14 protein-coding genes are annotated in these 15,437 nt (G+C 38.6%); 11 read left to right on the top strand and 3 right to left on the bottom strand.

What is annotated here, in order from left to right:
- The 3 genes from rfbF to G3W54_RS15260 are packed head-to-tail and all read left to right on the top strand — an operon-like array spanning position 1 to position 2,576.
- Positions 1-774 (top strand): glucose-1-phosphate cytidylyltransferase, encoded by a 774-nt coding sequence (gene rfbF / locus G3W54_RS15270; RefSeq protein WP_162654134.1) that lies wholly within the window; start codon positions 1-3, stop codon positions 772-774.
- Positions 775-789: 15 nt separating this feature from the next.
- Positions 790-1,350: a dTDP-4-dehydrorhamnose 3,5-epimerase family protein gene (locus G3W54_RS15265; RefSeq protein ID WP_162654133.1), complete on the top strand. Its 561-nt coding sequence runs from the start codon at positions 790-792 to the stop codon at positions 1,348-1,350.
- Positions 1,347-2,576 (top strand): class I SAM-dependent methyltransferase, encoded by a 1,230-nt coding sequence (locus tag G3W54_RS15260; RefSeq protein ID WP_162654132.1) that lies wholly within the window; start codon positions 1,347-1,349, stop codon positions 2,574-2,576. The genes G3W54_RS15265 and G3W54_RS15260 overlap by 4 nt, the downstream gene beginning before the upstream one ends.
- Positions 2,577-2,678: 102 nt before the next feature.
- Here the strand turns inward: G3W54_RS15260 and G3W54_RS15255 are convergent, their stop codons facing one another.
- Positions 2,679-3,860, bottom strand: coding sequence for a class I SAM-dependent methyltransferase (locus G3W54_RS15255; protein WP_162654131.1), 1,182 nt, complete (start codon positions 3,858-3,860; stop codon positions 2,679-2,681).
- Positions 3,861-4,191: 331 nt separating this feature from the next.
- Here G3W54_RS15255 and G3W54_RS15250 point away from each other — a divergent pair, with 331 nt between their 5' ends.
- From G3W54_RS15250 to G3W54_RS15220, 7 genes are all read left to right on the top strand, one after another.
- Positions 4,192-5,298 carry an FkbM family methyltransferase gene (locus G3W54_RS15250; RefSeq protein ID WP_162654130.1) on the top strand — a complete coding sequence of 369 codons (1,107 nt, stop codon included), beginning with the start codon at positions 4,192-4,194 and terminating at the stop codon, positions 5,296-5,298.
- 13 nt (positions 5,299-5,311) lie between these two features.
- Entirely contained in the window at positions 5,312-6,214 is a 903-nt protein-coding gene (locus G3W54_RS15245) for a phytanoyl-CoA dioxygenase family protein (protein ID WP_162654129.1), read from the top strand.
- Between the two features lie 352 nt (positions 6,215-6,566).
- Positions 6,567-7,352: an NAD-dependent epimerase/dehydratase family protein gene (locus tag G3W54_RS15240; protein WP_162654128.1), complete on the top strand. Its 786-nt coding sequence runs from the start codon at positions 6,567-6,569 to the stop codon at positions 7,350-7,352.
- Positions 7,279-8,538 (top strand): glycosyltransferase, encoded by a 1,260-nt coding sequence (locus tag G3W54_RS15235; protein ID WP_162654127.1) that lies wholly within the window; start codon positions 7,279-7,281, stop codon positions 8,536-8,538. Before G3W54_RS15240 ends, G3W54_RS15235 begins: the two co-directional genes overlap by 74 nt.
- The gene (locus G3W54_RS15230) at positions 8,528-9,337 is read left to right on the top strand and encodes a CmcI family methyltransferase (protein ID WP_197742878.1); all 810 of its coding nucleotides are present in this window, start codon (positions 8,528-8,530) and stop codon (positions 9,335-9,337) included. The genes G3W54_RS15235 and G3W54_RS15230 overlap by 11 nt, the downstream gene beginning before the upstream one ends.
- An 11-nt stretch (positions 9,338-9,348) precedes the next feature.
- Positions 9,349-10,368, top strand: a complete 1,020-nt coding sequence (locus G3W54_RS15225) for a radical SAM protein (protein WP_162654126.1) — start codon at positions 9,349-9,351, stop codon at positions 10,366-10,368.
- 78 nt (positions 10,369-10,446) lie between these two features.
- Positions 10,447-11,604: an FkbM family methyltransferase gene (locus G3W54_RS15220; RefSeq protein ID WP_162654125.1), complete on the top strand. Its 1,158-nt coding sequence runs from the start codon at positions 10,447-10,449 to the stop codon at positions 11,602-11,604.
- 41 nt (positions 11,605-11,645) lie between these two features.
- Here the strand turns inward: G3W54_RS15220 and G3W54_RS15215 are convergent, their stop codons facing one another.
- Together G3W54_RS15215 and G3W54_RS15210 are read right to left on the bottom strand one after the other, a co-directional pair.
- On the bottom strand, positions 11,646-12,953 hold the full coding sequence (locus G3W54_RS15215) for a radical SAM protein (RefSeq protein WP_162654124.1): 1,308 nt from the start codon (positions 12,951-12,953) through the stop codon (positions 11,646-11,648).
- A 52-nt stretch (positions 12,954-13,005) separates the two neighbouring features.
- Positions 13,006-14,010, bottom strand: coding sequence for a glycosyltransferase (locus tag G3W54_RS15210; protein ID WP_162654123.1), 1,005 nt, complete (start codon positions 14,008-14,010; stop codon positions 13,006-13,008).
- A gap of 180 nt (positions 14,011-14,190) precedes the next feature.
- On the opposite strand from G3W54_RS15210, the gene G3W54_RS15205 reads away from it, so the two are divergent.
- The gene (locus G3W54_RS15205; protein ID WP_162654122.1) at positions 14,191-15,375 is read left to right on the top strand and encodes a glycosyltransferase; all 1,185 of its coding nucleotides are present in this window, start codon (positions 14,191-14,193) and stop codon (positions 15,373-15,375) included.
- Positions 15,376-15,437: the final 62 nt, after the last annotated feature.

Raw genomic sequence — 15,437 nt, 5'->3', positions numbered from 1 at the left:
ATGAAAGCTGTAATTTTAGCCGGTGGCTATGGATCGCGTCTTGCGGAAGAAACTTATTTAAGACCCAAGCCAATGGTTGAGCTCGGAGGTAAACCAATTCTATGGCATATTATGAAATGTTATTATGCTCATGGGATTACCGACTTCATAATTTGCTGTGGCTTTAAGGGCTACATGATCAAGGAGTACTTTGCCAACTACAGTCTGCACATGTCAGATATAACATTCGATCATGCAAATAATCAGATTGAATTTCATAGACAGTATGCCGAAAGTTGGCGTGTTACACTGGTTGATACAGGCGAAGGTACGATGACCGGTGGTCGCCTAAAGCGAGTACAGCAATACCTTAAGGACGAAGATGCATTTTGCTTTACTTATGGCGATGGTTTAACAGATGTGGACATTAGTGCATCAATAAAATTTCATAACAAACACAAAAAATTGGCAACTATTCTTGCGGTCACGCCGCCTGGCAGGTTCGGCGCACTGAAAATAAATGGTTCAAAAGTCGATGACTTCATTGAAAAACCGGCATCGGAATCTGGTTTAATCAATGGTGGCTTTTTCGTACTATCTCCCAAATGTCTTGATCGTATTGAGGACGATACTACAAGCTGGGAGGGTGAGCCTCTCGTAAGTCTTGCGAGAGATGGAGAATTGCACGCATTTCGCCACGATGGGTTTTGGCAGCCCATGGATACGATACGAGAGAAAAACCTATTGGAAGAATTGTGGCAAAGTGGTAACCCTCCCTGGAAAAATTGGGAATAGTTTAAGGTTAAGTCCATGGGACGCTTTGTTGCCGAGGATACTAGCATTTCAGGTGTTAAAGTCATCACTCGAACTAAGGTATCAGATGAACGTGGTTTTCTAAGCCGATTGTTCTGTAAGGATGAGTTGTTAGAAGTTCAATGGCACGGAGAAATTGCTCAGATAAATGAAACAATGACTCACCATAAAGGTACGGTGAGGGGATTGCACTTTCAAAGAGAACCATCCTCAGAGATGAAACTTGTTTCCTGTATTCATGGCCGGATATTCGATGTCGCGGTCGATCTGAGAGTTAATTCCCCGACTTATTTGCATTATTTTTCTTGTGAGCTTGGCGAGGCGAACAATAAGGCGTTGTTAATTCCTAGGGGTTGTGCACATGGTTTTCAAACGCTAACTGATAGAGTTAGAATGATATATTGTCATTCTGCGGCTTATGATCCCAGAGTTGAAGATGGAATACATATATTGGACAGTAGAATTAATATTGAATGGCCGCTTCCACCGATAAATCTCTCGCAGAAAGATAATGATCTGACACGTATCGATAGTCATTTTAAAGGCGTTATTGTATGAGTTGTAGACATTGCAACGCCGAAGAACTTCTTCCTTTTTTAGATTTAGGCAGGGCGCCTCCATCAAATTCTTACCTTCATGAAAGCGAACTATCTGTCGAGCAGGATACCTACCCGCTTGTGATAGATGTTTGCCCAAATTGCTGGTTGGTTCAAACACGTGACGTTGCGCCAAGAGAGGTCTTCTTTTCAAAAGACTATGCTTACTTTAGTTCTTTTTCCAAATCATGGCTTTCTCATGCCGAGAAGTATATCATTGAAATGCAAGAACGATTTAAGTTGGGTAAAGATAGCCAGATCGTTGAGATTGCTGCAAATGATGGTTATCTACTTCAGTACGCGAAGAAAAAGAATATTCCATGCTATGGGGTTGAGCCCACGGTAAGTACAGCAAATGCGGCGCGCGAAAAGGGTATCGAAATTATTGAAGATTTCTTTGGAGAGGCGCTTGGGGTTCAACTATCCAAGGGATCTCGACAAGCAGATCTAATGGTTGCCAATAATGTATTGGCTCATGTACCGAACATTAATGATTTCGTGCGAGGGTTTGCCGCCTTGCTTAAACCAAATGGTGTAGCAACGTTTGAATTCCCTCATTTGCTAGAGATGCTCAAACACAATCAATTTGATACAGTTTATCATGAGCATTATTCTTATCTTTCATTGCAGGCGGTGAAAAGGATACTTGAAGTAAATGGTTTAAACATTTTTGATGTGGAAACCCTCCCGTTTCATGGCGGTAGTTTACGTGTTTTTGCACAGAGAAGTGATGTGAATTATCATAAAGTGCGTTGTTCGGTTGATAATCTCCTTGAATCAGAAGTGGATCAAGGTTTAACCAGTTATAATACTTATGAAGGTTTTCAAATTAAGGCCTATGGCGTGGCCAACGATTTTAAGAATTATCTTATCAAATGTAAATCTGAAGGACTGAAAGTTGTTGCTTTTGGAGCTGCGGCCAAAGGGAATACATTGATGAATTTTGCTGGAGTGAATACCGAGCTCATTTCTTGTGTAGCAGATAACAACCCCGCAAAACAGGGGATGTATATGCCCGGTAATCACGTTCCGATCGTGTCATTCGAAGAGCTTATAAGTCTTAAGCCGGACAGGGTGGTCATATTTCCGTGGAACATCAAAAATGAGATCAAAAATTTATTTTCGTCTATAAAAGGTTGGGATGGAAAATTTATTGTAGCAGTCCCGAGACTAACAATAGAGAATTAAATCCTAAGATCGTAACTAGACTCTCAAGCGTCAGGCATGGTGTAGCAAGCGATCTCGGCTGTTATGGCATGTCAAAATTTTGATTTCCAAACTCGATTCAAGCTAGTTGTTTAATGAGTGGAGGTAAAATATTTGACTGTCCTTCCACCCCAACTTTAAGGCTTCTGCCTTAATGGTTTCAAAAGTAATATAACTGGAGATAACCAACGTTCCATTTGTTGGAACTTTATTCGGCTTTTCAACGATGATATCTTGAACGGTGCATTTTTGCTTTGATTGATTATTATCAATTAATCTTACAGGCGGACAATTTTTCCCAATTTTTTTCATATTAGAATAGACGTTAAAGAACTCCAAGCTTATTCCCCAGAACGTGATTGGTCCGTCCAATTCGAGGCAATTCTTTGCAAGAGATTCAGACTTAGCTAATTCTTGATCTACAAACATTTCAAGATCGTCAGCAGAATTTCTTGTAGTAGTTTTAATTGATTCTTGTCGTCCAAGTTTTGCCTTTATTATCAAACTAGGGTAGCGAGATTTGTTTTTGATTGGCATGTCACATTCAAATGAGTTTTCAACTTCAAACCCATTACGTGCAAGTAGTGCGGTGAGTGAACTTGTACAGAAGTGGCTGAGGTGTTCTTGCATATATAGCCAAAAACCGACACCCACATAGGTATTTGCATCATTATATTTAACTGCGTTAGGGACTTCTATTACTAAGCTGCCATTTTCTTTTAAAACTCGGCGGGCTTCGTTAATTAGTCCATCAAGATCACGTATGTGTTCAAAAACATGAAAATACGTTAATATGTCCACAGAGCTGTCTGCCAACGGGAGGGAATGAACGTTACCTTCCATAAATTGGATTGAATCAGTTTCGCCAACTGTCATGGAACGAATATCGATATCTACTCCAAATAGTTTAGTAGACAGAGGTTTAATTTCGCGCTCTATATGCTTCAAAAATCCACCACGAGAACAACCAATGTCTACTAATGTAGCTTGTTCGAGATCGAGCAGTTTTAGATACTGGTTGTATCTGAAGCGATCTTCAGTCGTATCACCGCCAACGCCTATGCCACTCATTGAATTATAAAGTACATGATTTGCATAGTGGTCAGCATTATCAGAATCTAAATAAGGAGACCGTGTCTCTAAGTAACCGCAATTCTCACAAAAATATACTTCAGATTCATGGTTGAAAATGGATCCGTCAAAGTCCATTTTTTGGAAATTGGACAGTTTTTTGATTTTGTTGGAACAACATTTACAACGACTCATTTTTCTTCCTATTATCAATGGTTCCGCGGGCTTCATTCTACCCGAAGACTAATAGTTATCTCGTAAAGACAACAATCGTCTAAGTAGGCTTATACAAGGTTTTTTAGTTAAAAGAGAGCTTTTCTCAAAGTTTAACTCTTATCAACCAAATACAGCTTGAAGTCATTCTCTTTGTTAATTCTAGTAGAGCACTATCACAGTGCAACTTGTGTGGATATTGCGTGAAGGTGCTTGTAAAACACCTTAGAATCATTGCGTCATTATTCTCGTATAGGTGAGTATGACAATAGAAACAGTATCTCGCGTAAAGCGAGGGTTAAGATGTTGGAACATGTTGGAAAAATTAGCGAAAAAAGAAAGTGACATTGATAAGTTCCTGGATAGTTCAAAAAACAGCCCAAATATTATACTTCATGGCGCAGGGTTTGCACTGCCCTCTATTCTGGAAAAATTGGAAAGATATGGGTTTTCAGTCCTTGCAATCTGCGATTCAGATGAGAAGAAACAAGGTGGAAAATATGAGGACACTTACCCTATCATGTCTGTCGAAGAAGCCAGTCGTAGATTCCCTAATGCGCGTTTCTTAATATCTAGCCCACAGTACTTTTGGGAAATTAATTCACTCCTTAGCAAGATTTTAGATGAACACCAACTATGCGATGTAGACCTTGATTGCGCCCATTACTTTGAGAAGGGCGAGTTTAATGCTTTCTTTAAAGCGCAATTACCACGCTTTTCCAAGGTTTATGAACGGTTGGAAGATGATGCTTCTAAGGAGACATATTTTAAAGTTATTAAGGCCCATATGAGTGGAAAGCGAGAAGACTTTGATGATGCTTTCACAGGAAATGAGGATTGGTATTTGTTTAAAAGTCTTCTACAGCCAATGCCTGACACTATATACATAGACTGTGGAGCTTTCGATGGGGATACAATTGAGTTGTTTTTAGGCGCTGCCAATAAAGGATATGAAAAAGTATTTGCATTTGAACCTGATCCCTCGAGACTGTCAAGTCTGAATGAAATTTCTGATGATCAGAATGGGAAAATTGAAGTTATCCCGCGGGGTGTATCGAATGAGAATGGGAACATTAGTTTTAAAGCAAATGGGGTTTATTCGACTTTAGTCAAAAATGGCTCCAATAAAGACAAAGAGCTGATTTCCGTATCAGTTGTTAAATTAGACAATGCTATCAATAATGAGGAAGTTTCTGTTATAAAAATGGACATTGAAGGCGGAGAATATGATGCTCTTGTGGGCGCCGCTAGGCTAATTAAAAAACATAAGCCAAAACTTGCTATTTGCCTGTATCACAAGGTTGAGGATTTTGTTCGAATTGCTGAATTGATACTGCAATTGGTGCCCGAGTACAAACTTCGATTAAGGCATCAATCAAGAGGTTGCACAGATACTATTTTGTTCGCAACATTGGATTAGAAGGATTTACTAAATGCTAACGCCTGAGAATTTGACTGACTTCAATAGTTCAGGATTTCTGGTAATTAGGGGCCTATTTTCTGATGAGGAAATCAACCTGGTAGAGCGTGACCTTCAGAAACGAATTGACGAGCTTGCAGCGTATCTCAAAGTAAAGTTCTCTGACCAGACGATATCTCTGGACAGCAAGATGATGGAGTTGGAAAGAAATCACCCAGGCGCTTCATTAATTTTTATCCATTCTAATATCATAGGATCAAATATTTTTAATTTTTGGTCATCAAAAAAAATCCTGGATATAGTTGAGCTTATTCTTGGAAAAGATATTGACGGGCATCCATTTTTTGCAGTTCGGCCTAAGCCGCCGGAATTGGATTTGTTTGTGGTTCCTTGGCATCAGGATAGCTCTTATCTGGCAGACGGTGCTCGGATGGTCCCGCAAGTTACATGTTGGGTACCTTTGATGGATGCTAACCTAAATAATGGTTGCATGGAGATAGCTGTAGGCGAACACCTGAATGGTGAGAAGCGTCACGTTGCTGAAGAATATATGGAACTTGAAAATGTATCATGGTACTTGGAAATAGAAAAATCGGTTGCGAGTAAATTTAAAACTGAAATATGTGAGGTGAAACGCGGAGATGTCATAATGTTCACGCATTTGACGCCACACCGTTCGCTGCCAAATTTATCAAAAAATTGCAGATGGAGCATTGATATGCGATATATGCAAGCGGGGCATTCTCCGGGAACATCGCAACCCTCTATAGCTTTCAGGAGGGCGGATACAGGGCTCAAAGAATATGTCGAAAATTCCAAGAATAATTTTCAACGAATTCAAGATGAAAAAGATAGGAACCTGTGGAGACATAGAATAAATCGTTCTGTTTGGAAAGACCGTTGGAAGGAAGTTTAATGATATGAATAGTGCCTTCACCGAATTTATTGGACGGGATATCTCTTGATAGAGGCTTGGGTTTGTTTGGTGACCATCTTTCCTATATTCAGGCGTTATTATTCAATCACTAAAGTCATGGATTGAATATCTAACTAACAACAATTTGATGACCGACTCTTTCTTTTTATAACTGGCCAGTTTTTATATTCTTTGGGTAATATCAGTCAGTTTTGAATATGATACTAGAATGCGATATAACTAATTTTGATGAGGTTGTATCATCTTATAGTAAATCAAAAAAAGATAGGGATACTATAGAAAGTATTTTCATTTTTCGAAACACCCGATCTTTTCTGAGGTGAAAACTAAGATGATATTAGTGACAGGCGGAAGCGGATATGTCGGAACTGCGGTTCGCGATGTGTTGAACGAAATGCAGTTGGCGCACAATACAATCACACGGAAATCTTTTGCAGAAAATTGCGTTGAATTTGATCTGCTTGAAGGAAGAACATCTGAATTATCGGATATCGTTAATGCTCATTCGCATATCATACATTGTGCTTGGTTTGTTGACAGAGATAAATATCTGACCGGCGAAGAAAATTTCGATTGGGTTTCTGCTTCTATGAGACTTGCGTCAGTTGCGGACAATCGTAAAGTTAAGCATTTTAACGGTATTGGAACGTGTTTGGAATACAAATCAAGTCCGTTGCCTAAAAATATTAGATCTGAATTGGGTGCTAACAGTAACTATGCAGCAGCCAAAATTGCAACCTATATTGGCCTTAAACAGATTTTGGAAAAGAACCAAATTAAATTTGCGTGGTCTAGAATGTTCCATGTTTTTGGAAACCAAGAGCATCCTAAAAAACTAATACCCACGATAAATAGATGTATACTTCATAATGAACAATATGAGTTTACCGCTTCAAATCAGATAATTGATCTCTCACACATCATAAAAATCGCCCAAGATCTAGTCAATATAACAGCAGGCGAAAAACAGGGAGCATTTAATGTATGTTCAGGCACAGCAAAAACTATCCGTGAAGTAGCAACCGAAATTGCTGGAGAAGCATTTGCCAGAAAATATTTCAAGTTTTCAGATGAATCTACAGCACGAAATAATTTGGCTGGTGAACGATTTGTCTAAGCTAAAAGTACTTCATGTGACGCCTCATTTAGGCGGCGGAGTTGGCCGCTGCTTATCTACGATCTCCCAAGTAAAATTTGATGAAGTAAATCGTGAATTTTTGCTGTTAGAATCGCCAGTTGATAGAAGCTTCTATGATGTGATTTCTCAGAAACACAAAATCAGGATTGTGAATTATCAAAATGATACCGAGCAATATTTGCAAACTTTCGATATTATACAGTGTGAGTTCTGGAACCATCCAGCGATGCTTCACTTTTTAAATTATTCTAAGAATATCAGGTTAAGACGGATATTTTGGTGTCACATATCTGGTTTAGGCGATATCCGCTTTCCATTAAACTTTTTGAACTCAGATAATAAAATAATCTTCACATCAGAAATTTCCAATGCGGAATATAGAACAAGAAACCCGGTCGTAAACAGTGGTTTTGTTTTTGCTGAAAATAATGACGAAAGTACGGAGCATAATCGCGAGTATGATTTTGTGTATGCAGGGCAGTTAGATTATCGAAAGTTGCATGCTGAATTTACAAACATAATTCTGCAAGCTGCAACACTATCGCAAACAGAAGTAAACATACTCGGCGATGGTCGAGATCGGCAGTTAATCCAGGATAAAATCTCTTCAGATAATGTAGTTTTTCACGGTCATGTAAATAATGTGAGAGATTATTTCAGCCGATCAAAATTTCTAATATATCCGTTAAATGAAGAGCACTATGGGACGGGTGAAAATATTATCAAGGAAGCGATGTCTCAGGGATGCGTTCCTTTATTACTCTCTAATCCGGCGGAAGTTGAAATTATGAAGGAGCATTCAAGTTTTTTGTGCCATAAGTCTGAGGGGTGCTTGGTTCAATCATTTTACAAGTTAATTAAAGATGACGCACTTGTGGAGCATTACTCAAATCTATTAAAGAGATTTTCAGAACATAATTACTCGGTCAAACTAAGTGTAGATCAATTGGCGCAAGTTTACACTGATAGTTTGGGTGCACAGACACCTGGATTGTTTGAAATGCAAGAAGCCTTTGGTGGATCTCCAATGGAGTGGCACGAAGCGTTTGGCAACCATCAGGAGACAAGCGAAAACAAAAATATACCGAGCAAAGGCTCACGAGCACATTTTGAGCAGTATTTTTCGCAAGGTGAGACAGTACTAGGAGTAAATTATGGGCGCTAAGACAGAGCACGAGAAATTTGTTGATGAAAACATATCTAATATGTTGAGTGATGGTTCTTATTTTAAAACGAACCAGACCCATTTAGAATATCTCCTGAGTAAAAATTATCATTACAATTTTGAATGGTTTGGTCGCCCCATAATTCAGCTACCCCAAGACATATATGCTGTGCAAAACATGGTATGGCAAACACGGCCAGATCTTATTATCGAATGTGGGATAGCTCATGGGGGATCAATTGTGCTTTCCGCGTCACTTATGGCCCAATTAGATATGCTTGACGCTATGGAGAATTCTTCTAACCAAGCCGAGTTCACAGTTAGAAAGAAGCGGCATGTGGTTGGTATTGATATAGATATCAGGGAGCATAATAAACGGGCAATGGAAGCCCACCAGCTGGAAAAATATTGGACCTTGGTCGAAGGGTCTTCAATCGATGATGATGTGATAAATGCAATTGGAACACTATCAAAGGATTACAATCGGGTAATGGTTTTATTGGATAGTAATCATACGCATGATCATGTTCTGCAAGAGTTAAAAGCATATGCTCCGTTGGTTTCAAAAGATTGTTATCTTGTTGTCTGGGATTCTGGTCTTGAGGACTTGTCGGACGAAGCAAATAAATTGGTCGAACAAAATCGCCCCTGGGGTAGGGGCAATAATCCGAAGACCGCTATGCTCGAATATTTGGAGAGTTTAGATGAGGGTGAAATGAGCTTTGAGGATAATAAGGCGCTGCGAGCAAAAATTGGAATTTCAGCGGCTTCTGATGCATTTTTGCTACGAAAAACGTGAGAGATATTCATATGAAGGCAAAGATAGAGCCTAGAATTGATTTAAATAATAGAACAGCTCTTGAGGCGGTTATACCTCTTGATACGCCCTTGACTTTGTTTGTTGATCCTTCTGATGCATGTAATTTTAAGTGCAAATTCTGTCCAACATCAGATAGATCTTTAATGAAAGACGTGGGTCGACCTTGGAAACAGATGTCGTTCGAATTATTTGAAAAAATTGTCGATGATATTAAAAATTTTCCTAAAAAGGTCGAAGTTTTACGTCTTTATAAAGATGGTGAGCCGCTAATCAACAAGCGGTTTACCGATATGGTAAAGCTCGCAAAAAAGGAAAAAGCTGTAAATAGAATTGATACGACAACCAATGCATCATTATTGGTTCCTAAAAAGGCTGAAGTTCTGGCAGATGCAGGCTTGGATCGTGTCAATATCTCCATTTATGGCGTGAATAGCGAGCACTATAAAGAATTCTCAAACGTGAAAGCGGAATTTGAGCGAATTGTCGAAAATGTTAGCTATTTTGATTCCATTAGTGGGGATTGCGAAGTACTGGTTAAGATTAGTGGTGATCATTTAAATGATGATGAAAAACAGCTATTTTTAGACACTTTCGGCAATCATTGCGATAAGATTTATATCGAACACGTTATGTCATGTTGGCCAAATTTTGAAATAGATGACATGGTCAATCAAGAGTTTGGAATATATGGACAACCGATTAAGGAAGTCGATGTTTGTCCCTATCCGTTTTATTCAATGTCAATAAATTCAGATGGAATTGTGAGTTTATGTTTTTTAGATTGGTCACGCGACCTTATTATTGGTGACATAAACAAAGAGAGCGTTGTTGACGTTTGGCAATCGAAAAAAATGAAAAACTACCAAAAGATGTTCCTCGATGGTAAACGGAAAAAACATCCAATTTGTGGCGATTGTGGCCAGATGTCTCATGGTCTTCCCGATAATCTGGATCCTCACAAACAAAAGATATTGGATAATCTGAATAAGGTAGGATATTTTGATAATTAGAGAGGGAGTAACCCGCGATCTGGGCTCCTTTATTTATTATTTCGACTAAGCTTGTCTCGGATAATAGGATCAACAAGGTTGTATAATTTTCGTACTTTTGAATTAGCAGATGTCAGAGGTCGTATTACTGACTTTCTGGATATGATCGTACCACGAAACAATCTTAGTGATATTCTCTCAGATAAGAATATTGTCGCCTATGGTTGTGGAGACCTTGGACGGATGTGTCGTGAGTTTTGCGATGTCGAGAAATTTCAAATATCAGCATACGTTGATGCCAATTATGAGAATGTGTCGTGTGATGCTTTTTGGCAGAGTGAAAAGGTTCAGCCACTCGAATATTTACAAAGTCTCGACAAAGAAAAGACGTTAATCCTTGTGTGTGTTGTCACTGTTTCTTTGGCAGATATATTTAAGTATTTGAACGATTTGGGCTTTAAAAATGTTATGACCTTCTATGATTTTGCTGAGCAAATGAGATGCAATTACCCGTTGCAAAACGGATGGCTCGCCAATCCAGAAAATTTTGATAAAAATCGTCTCTACAAGACGATTAGCTATTTGAAAGACACAAAATCCGTTGCGCATTATCTCTCATTTATTGCTTGGCGTTTTGCGCGCGAAGAATGGCTTTTCAAAGATCATGGTGTGAACGTTGGCAATCGTTTTATGATTGATGAAGTCATAGAACATCTCTCAAGCTCACAGGTTTTGGTTGATATTGGTGCGCATATTGGTTCCGTCTCTATTCGATTTAATAAGCATCTAAAACAGGACTTGAAACGAATAATTTGCTTTGAGCCGGATGAGAAAAACAGAACTCTCCTGCGCGCGCATCTGACAAAGGAAGTAAATCCAATCAGCAAGTTTGAAGTGTTTGAGGATGTTCTCTGGTCAAACTCCAAGGATATCACTTTTTCCCAAGGTCATAATTATGCGTCATGCATAGACACAATAGGTGACATCAGAACACCGCGCATGCTTGATTCTTTTAACTTAGAACCAACAATTATAAAAATACATACAGAAGGAAGCGAGTTAGATATTGTCAAAGGTGGGTTGGCTACTATTCAAAAAAATAGACCGATCATTATGTTGACAGTATATCATAATGAGCAGGGGATTTATGAAACGTTGGAGTATTTAAAGCGTCATTTAATCGATTATGATCTCATATTTAGAAATCATAGTTGGGCTGGAACTGGCGCAGTTGTGTATTGTTTACCTGAGAAGTAGGGCTAGTTTGCGAAAAAGTCAGAGCCTTGGACTAACTATTGTTAACGTGGGCTATCAACTTGTACACCAGCTTTCATAGATGGTGCTAACGCTCCGTTGCAATGATTGCAGACGCGTGGACGAACATCTTTGAAATAGGATTTGAGCGCATTTAGTAAATCGTCGCCGTCAAGTTTTCTTACATTAACGTAGTCAGAAGGATAATCAGGAATTTTCCCAATTTTAGTGCCATAAGCACTGCGACTACATTTGAATAATTTACCGTCAAATAAGTCATTTGAAACGAAACAGCAGGCTTTGTAGATGTCTTCTATTTTCTGTTCAGTGAAGTTTCGTTTATTGAATCCACCGAAGTTAGTCCACATCAATGACTCGACATACCTATATTTAACACCTTCATTTTCCAGAAGATTTATGTAATCGGATCGTTTTTTTTGTAGATGTTTGGAAATTGAATCACCGTACCCACTAATTTCCACCATGACACGTTCATTTTTTAATAATGGTAAGATACTGCCCATGTTCCGCGTAACGGTACCATTGGTAATTATTTGAAGGATACCAATGTTAGGTATTTTCAAGATTTCTTCAATCACCTTCGCTGCGTGAGGGTGTAAAAAAGCTTCGCCTCCAACGAGTACGACAGTCTTGATGAAGGATACGACAGATGCAATTTTCTTCAAGTCGTTGACCACCATGTTTGCTTTAAGATCTACATTGTCTTCTTTTTTGTAGTGATCTCTTAAATGATTACAGCCAACACAAGTAAGATTACATTTACTTGTGATGAGGACACCCATGGACCTTATAGTGTAGTCAGAATTAGATGTTTCAGTTCGTCTTCTGATAGACGATTTTCCTAGAATTTCGTCAGAAAAAATGGGGCAGCCAACGTCTTCATCTTTTTGAACTGGGCAGGTATGACAAACAGCGATATCAAATTTGAATTGGTTATTTTTTAACAATTCATCGCATTTATGAAAGCACAAGCTATTAATATATTGTCGGTCAATTATGACATTTTGAAAGCCTTTATTTCTAAGTTTTTGCTTCATTTTTTTGCAGCCATTTTCTGCAAAAATAGTTATGATAACAGGCACCGTTTTTTTGATATACTCATCAAATTTGTCAAAATCTGGCAAAGTTAGGTCAATACCATTGCATGACTTTAATTTCTCTGCGTGAATGTCCCAAATTTCATGAATTTTAATGTTCTCGATATTGAAAGTATCAATGAGGTGTTGTGCAATCTTGCCACCGCCATATATCAAGACGCCGGTCTCACGGAGTGCATCTAAATCTTGATCCCGGACTGGGTAAGGGTAATTTTTGGCAGGTGTGTCTAACATTGGCTGTTATCTCGATCTCAAAATTTGAAAAAGACCTTCGCTGAAAGAAAACTTATATCTTTATGTACCCCTTAGGTGGATCGTAGCTTTCCTTTCTTGGCTTATCAACAGAATTCAGCAAATCTGTCATTAACTGAGGTTCTATTGAATCATAGTTTTCGCAGCAAAACTCAATTAATTTGAATTCATATTTTCTATGAATGTCGCAATTAAACGTCTTGGCTAAGTTCAAATATTCATGTGCGATGTCTACTAATCCTTCTTTCAATGGTTCTGCTGCATACTTAAGTCCTATTTCTCCTACTCTTTTTTTGGAGGATGCGAAATTGTCTTCTAGAACAGGTATTCCTTTTCCTAACCTATGCATTTCCCGGAGTGTGAGATAATACTCAATAATATGGTCAGAAGTACGATTATATTGCGCTGTCGTGCTTGCAGAATGTTTTCTGTAAGCGGCCACGGGCTCTTGCGAATAAAGAACGTCGCCTTGCAGTGCACATGTGAACCATAATAAGCCATCAAGATTTACAACGTGATCAACATTCACTCCGCCAATCCTACGCATAACTGAAGATCTGACAATGACTTGGCAAGGTAAGAAGGATGTAAACATAAACACCCTTGCTTGCTCAAACGCGGGAATAATACAGTTGCAATTATAAAGAGCAGTCTCTGGTTTTAAGTTATCTTGTTCATCGCAAATGAACCGCTCCCCAGCCGCCATTACGACATTTGGATGGTTCTCTAGTTTTGATAATAGCTGGATAGTCGCGTCAGGTAGTAAGAAATCATCGCTATGAAGTAAGATGATGTAATCACCTGTGGCATTCTCAAGTACCAGATTTGTGTTTTTAGTTTGACCTAGATTATCTCTGTTAATAATTAGCTTAATCTCGTCTTTATACAATTCCGCAACTTTAACCGAGTTATCAGAGGAACAATCATCCGCAACAATGATTTCTTTATTGGCATAATCTAGATTGATAGCGCTTTCGATGCATTTTTTTAGATACTTTTCGCAATTATAATTTGGAATGCAAATGCTTAGTTTTTTCATTGATTTAACTTACTCTGAGGAATTGTTCTTTGTAGCTTGTCAAAAAAAACTAGCCTTGGCAAATTATGCCAGAGGTCAGAGACGCGAGTCTTTTGAAAGTTTGAGTATTTAGCCGAGTCAACTTCAGTTTGAAGCAAGTTTTGGGTCGTATTCTCTGGCCAAAACGATAGGTTTAAAATCATGACAGAACTATCAATTTGTGTTCTTACCCGCGATAATCAAGAGATTTGCAAAACTACAATTTCCGGGATCTTACGAGATGCGCAATTAGGTTTTGAACTATTAGTCATTGATGCGTCAAAAAAATATGAAGACCTTAAACAATATATTGATGGTTTAAACGATGATCGCGTGCGGCATGTGCATGTAGTTGCAAAAGATAGGATTGAGCATTGGAACCAAGCAGTTACCGAATGCAAAGGTGATTGGATTACCTTTATTTCAGATTCAGATCATTGTGACCCAAAAATCGTCCAAATAATAAGAAGAATGAAAAATGAAGCTCCGGACGTAGAGTCTGTCGGTTGGAACAAAGTCGATTATGATTGGCCTGAGCATAGAAATGAAATTCGAGCTACGAAAATTAGTTTGGAAAGCGGTGCCTTCAAAGTTGATAAAAAGAAGATGCAAAAGCGGTTCTTCGGTTTTGAAAAGGAAGGATTAATTCCATTTAATATATATCATGGAATTGTTAAGCGTGAATTGATTGAGAGGATAAGTGCGAAGTTTAGCGGCGTTTACTTTGAACATCCCGTTACTGCTTATGAGTTTGGCTATAAAGTGCTCGCGGAAGCTAATGAGCTGGCATTTATGGAGCGTCCATTGTCAGTCATAAGTGAACAAAGTGAGGAGATGCTTTCAGAGGCAACTGTCTTTGAGGACATTGAACGAAAGAAAAGCCTTTTTTATAAAGATATTGAAGTAAAAGATAGTCTTTCAGAGTTTCCTTTTTCCAACGCCTGGAGCCCTAAAATTCTTGGTGCTGTTGCTCTCAGATGGCTTGCAGATAAGTACGGCGACGAATTTATTGTTGATGGCTGGGAGAGTAATTTCGTTAAACGACGTGAAGATGAGTGCAATGCTATATATTCAGCGGAATATTTTGATAAATTATCCACCCTGTATGAGAAGGCCATAGGGAATTGGTGCGAGGGGAAGTTCGCCAATGAATTTACGCCGCGATACAGCCAGAGATTTCTTGAGCAAAAAGATATAGTCGGTTGCTTTCATGGGTATTTGTTCATCGATAAAAATGCGCTTGGAGCTGCAAATCCAGCCGAGTTTTATTCGGCATTAGAGAATTTTATTCCTCCAACAAGTAATCTTGGTCTCAAGATCATCGAAAAACATAAGAAGGTGGCTTAAGTTAATTGAGTTCTCAATTAATCTGTTGCTTGCATTGAATCTCTGTCCCTCAACTCCTAAAA

This window comes from Lentilitoribacter sp. Alg239-R112 (assembly GCF_900537175.1).
Lineage (GTDB): Bacteria > Pseudomonadota > Alphaproteobacteria > Rhizobiales > Rhizobiaceae > Lentilitoribacter.
Note: the sequence above shows the minus strand (reverse complement) of the source record. Positions and strands in the feature narration are given on the sequence as shown.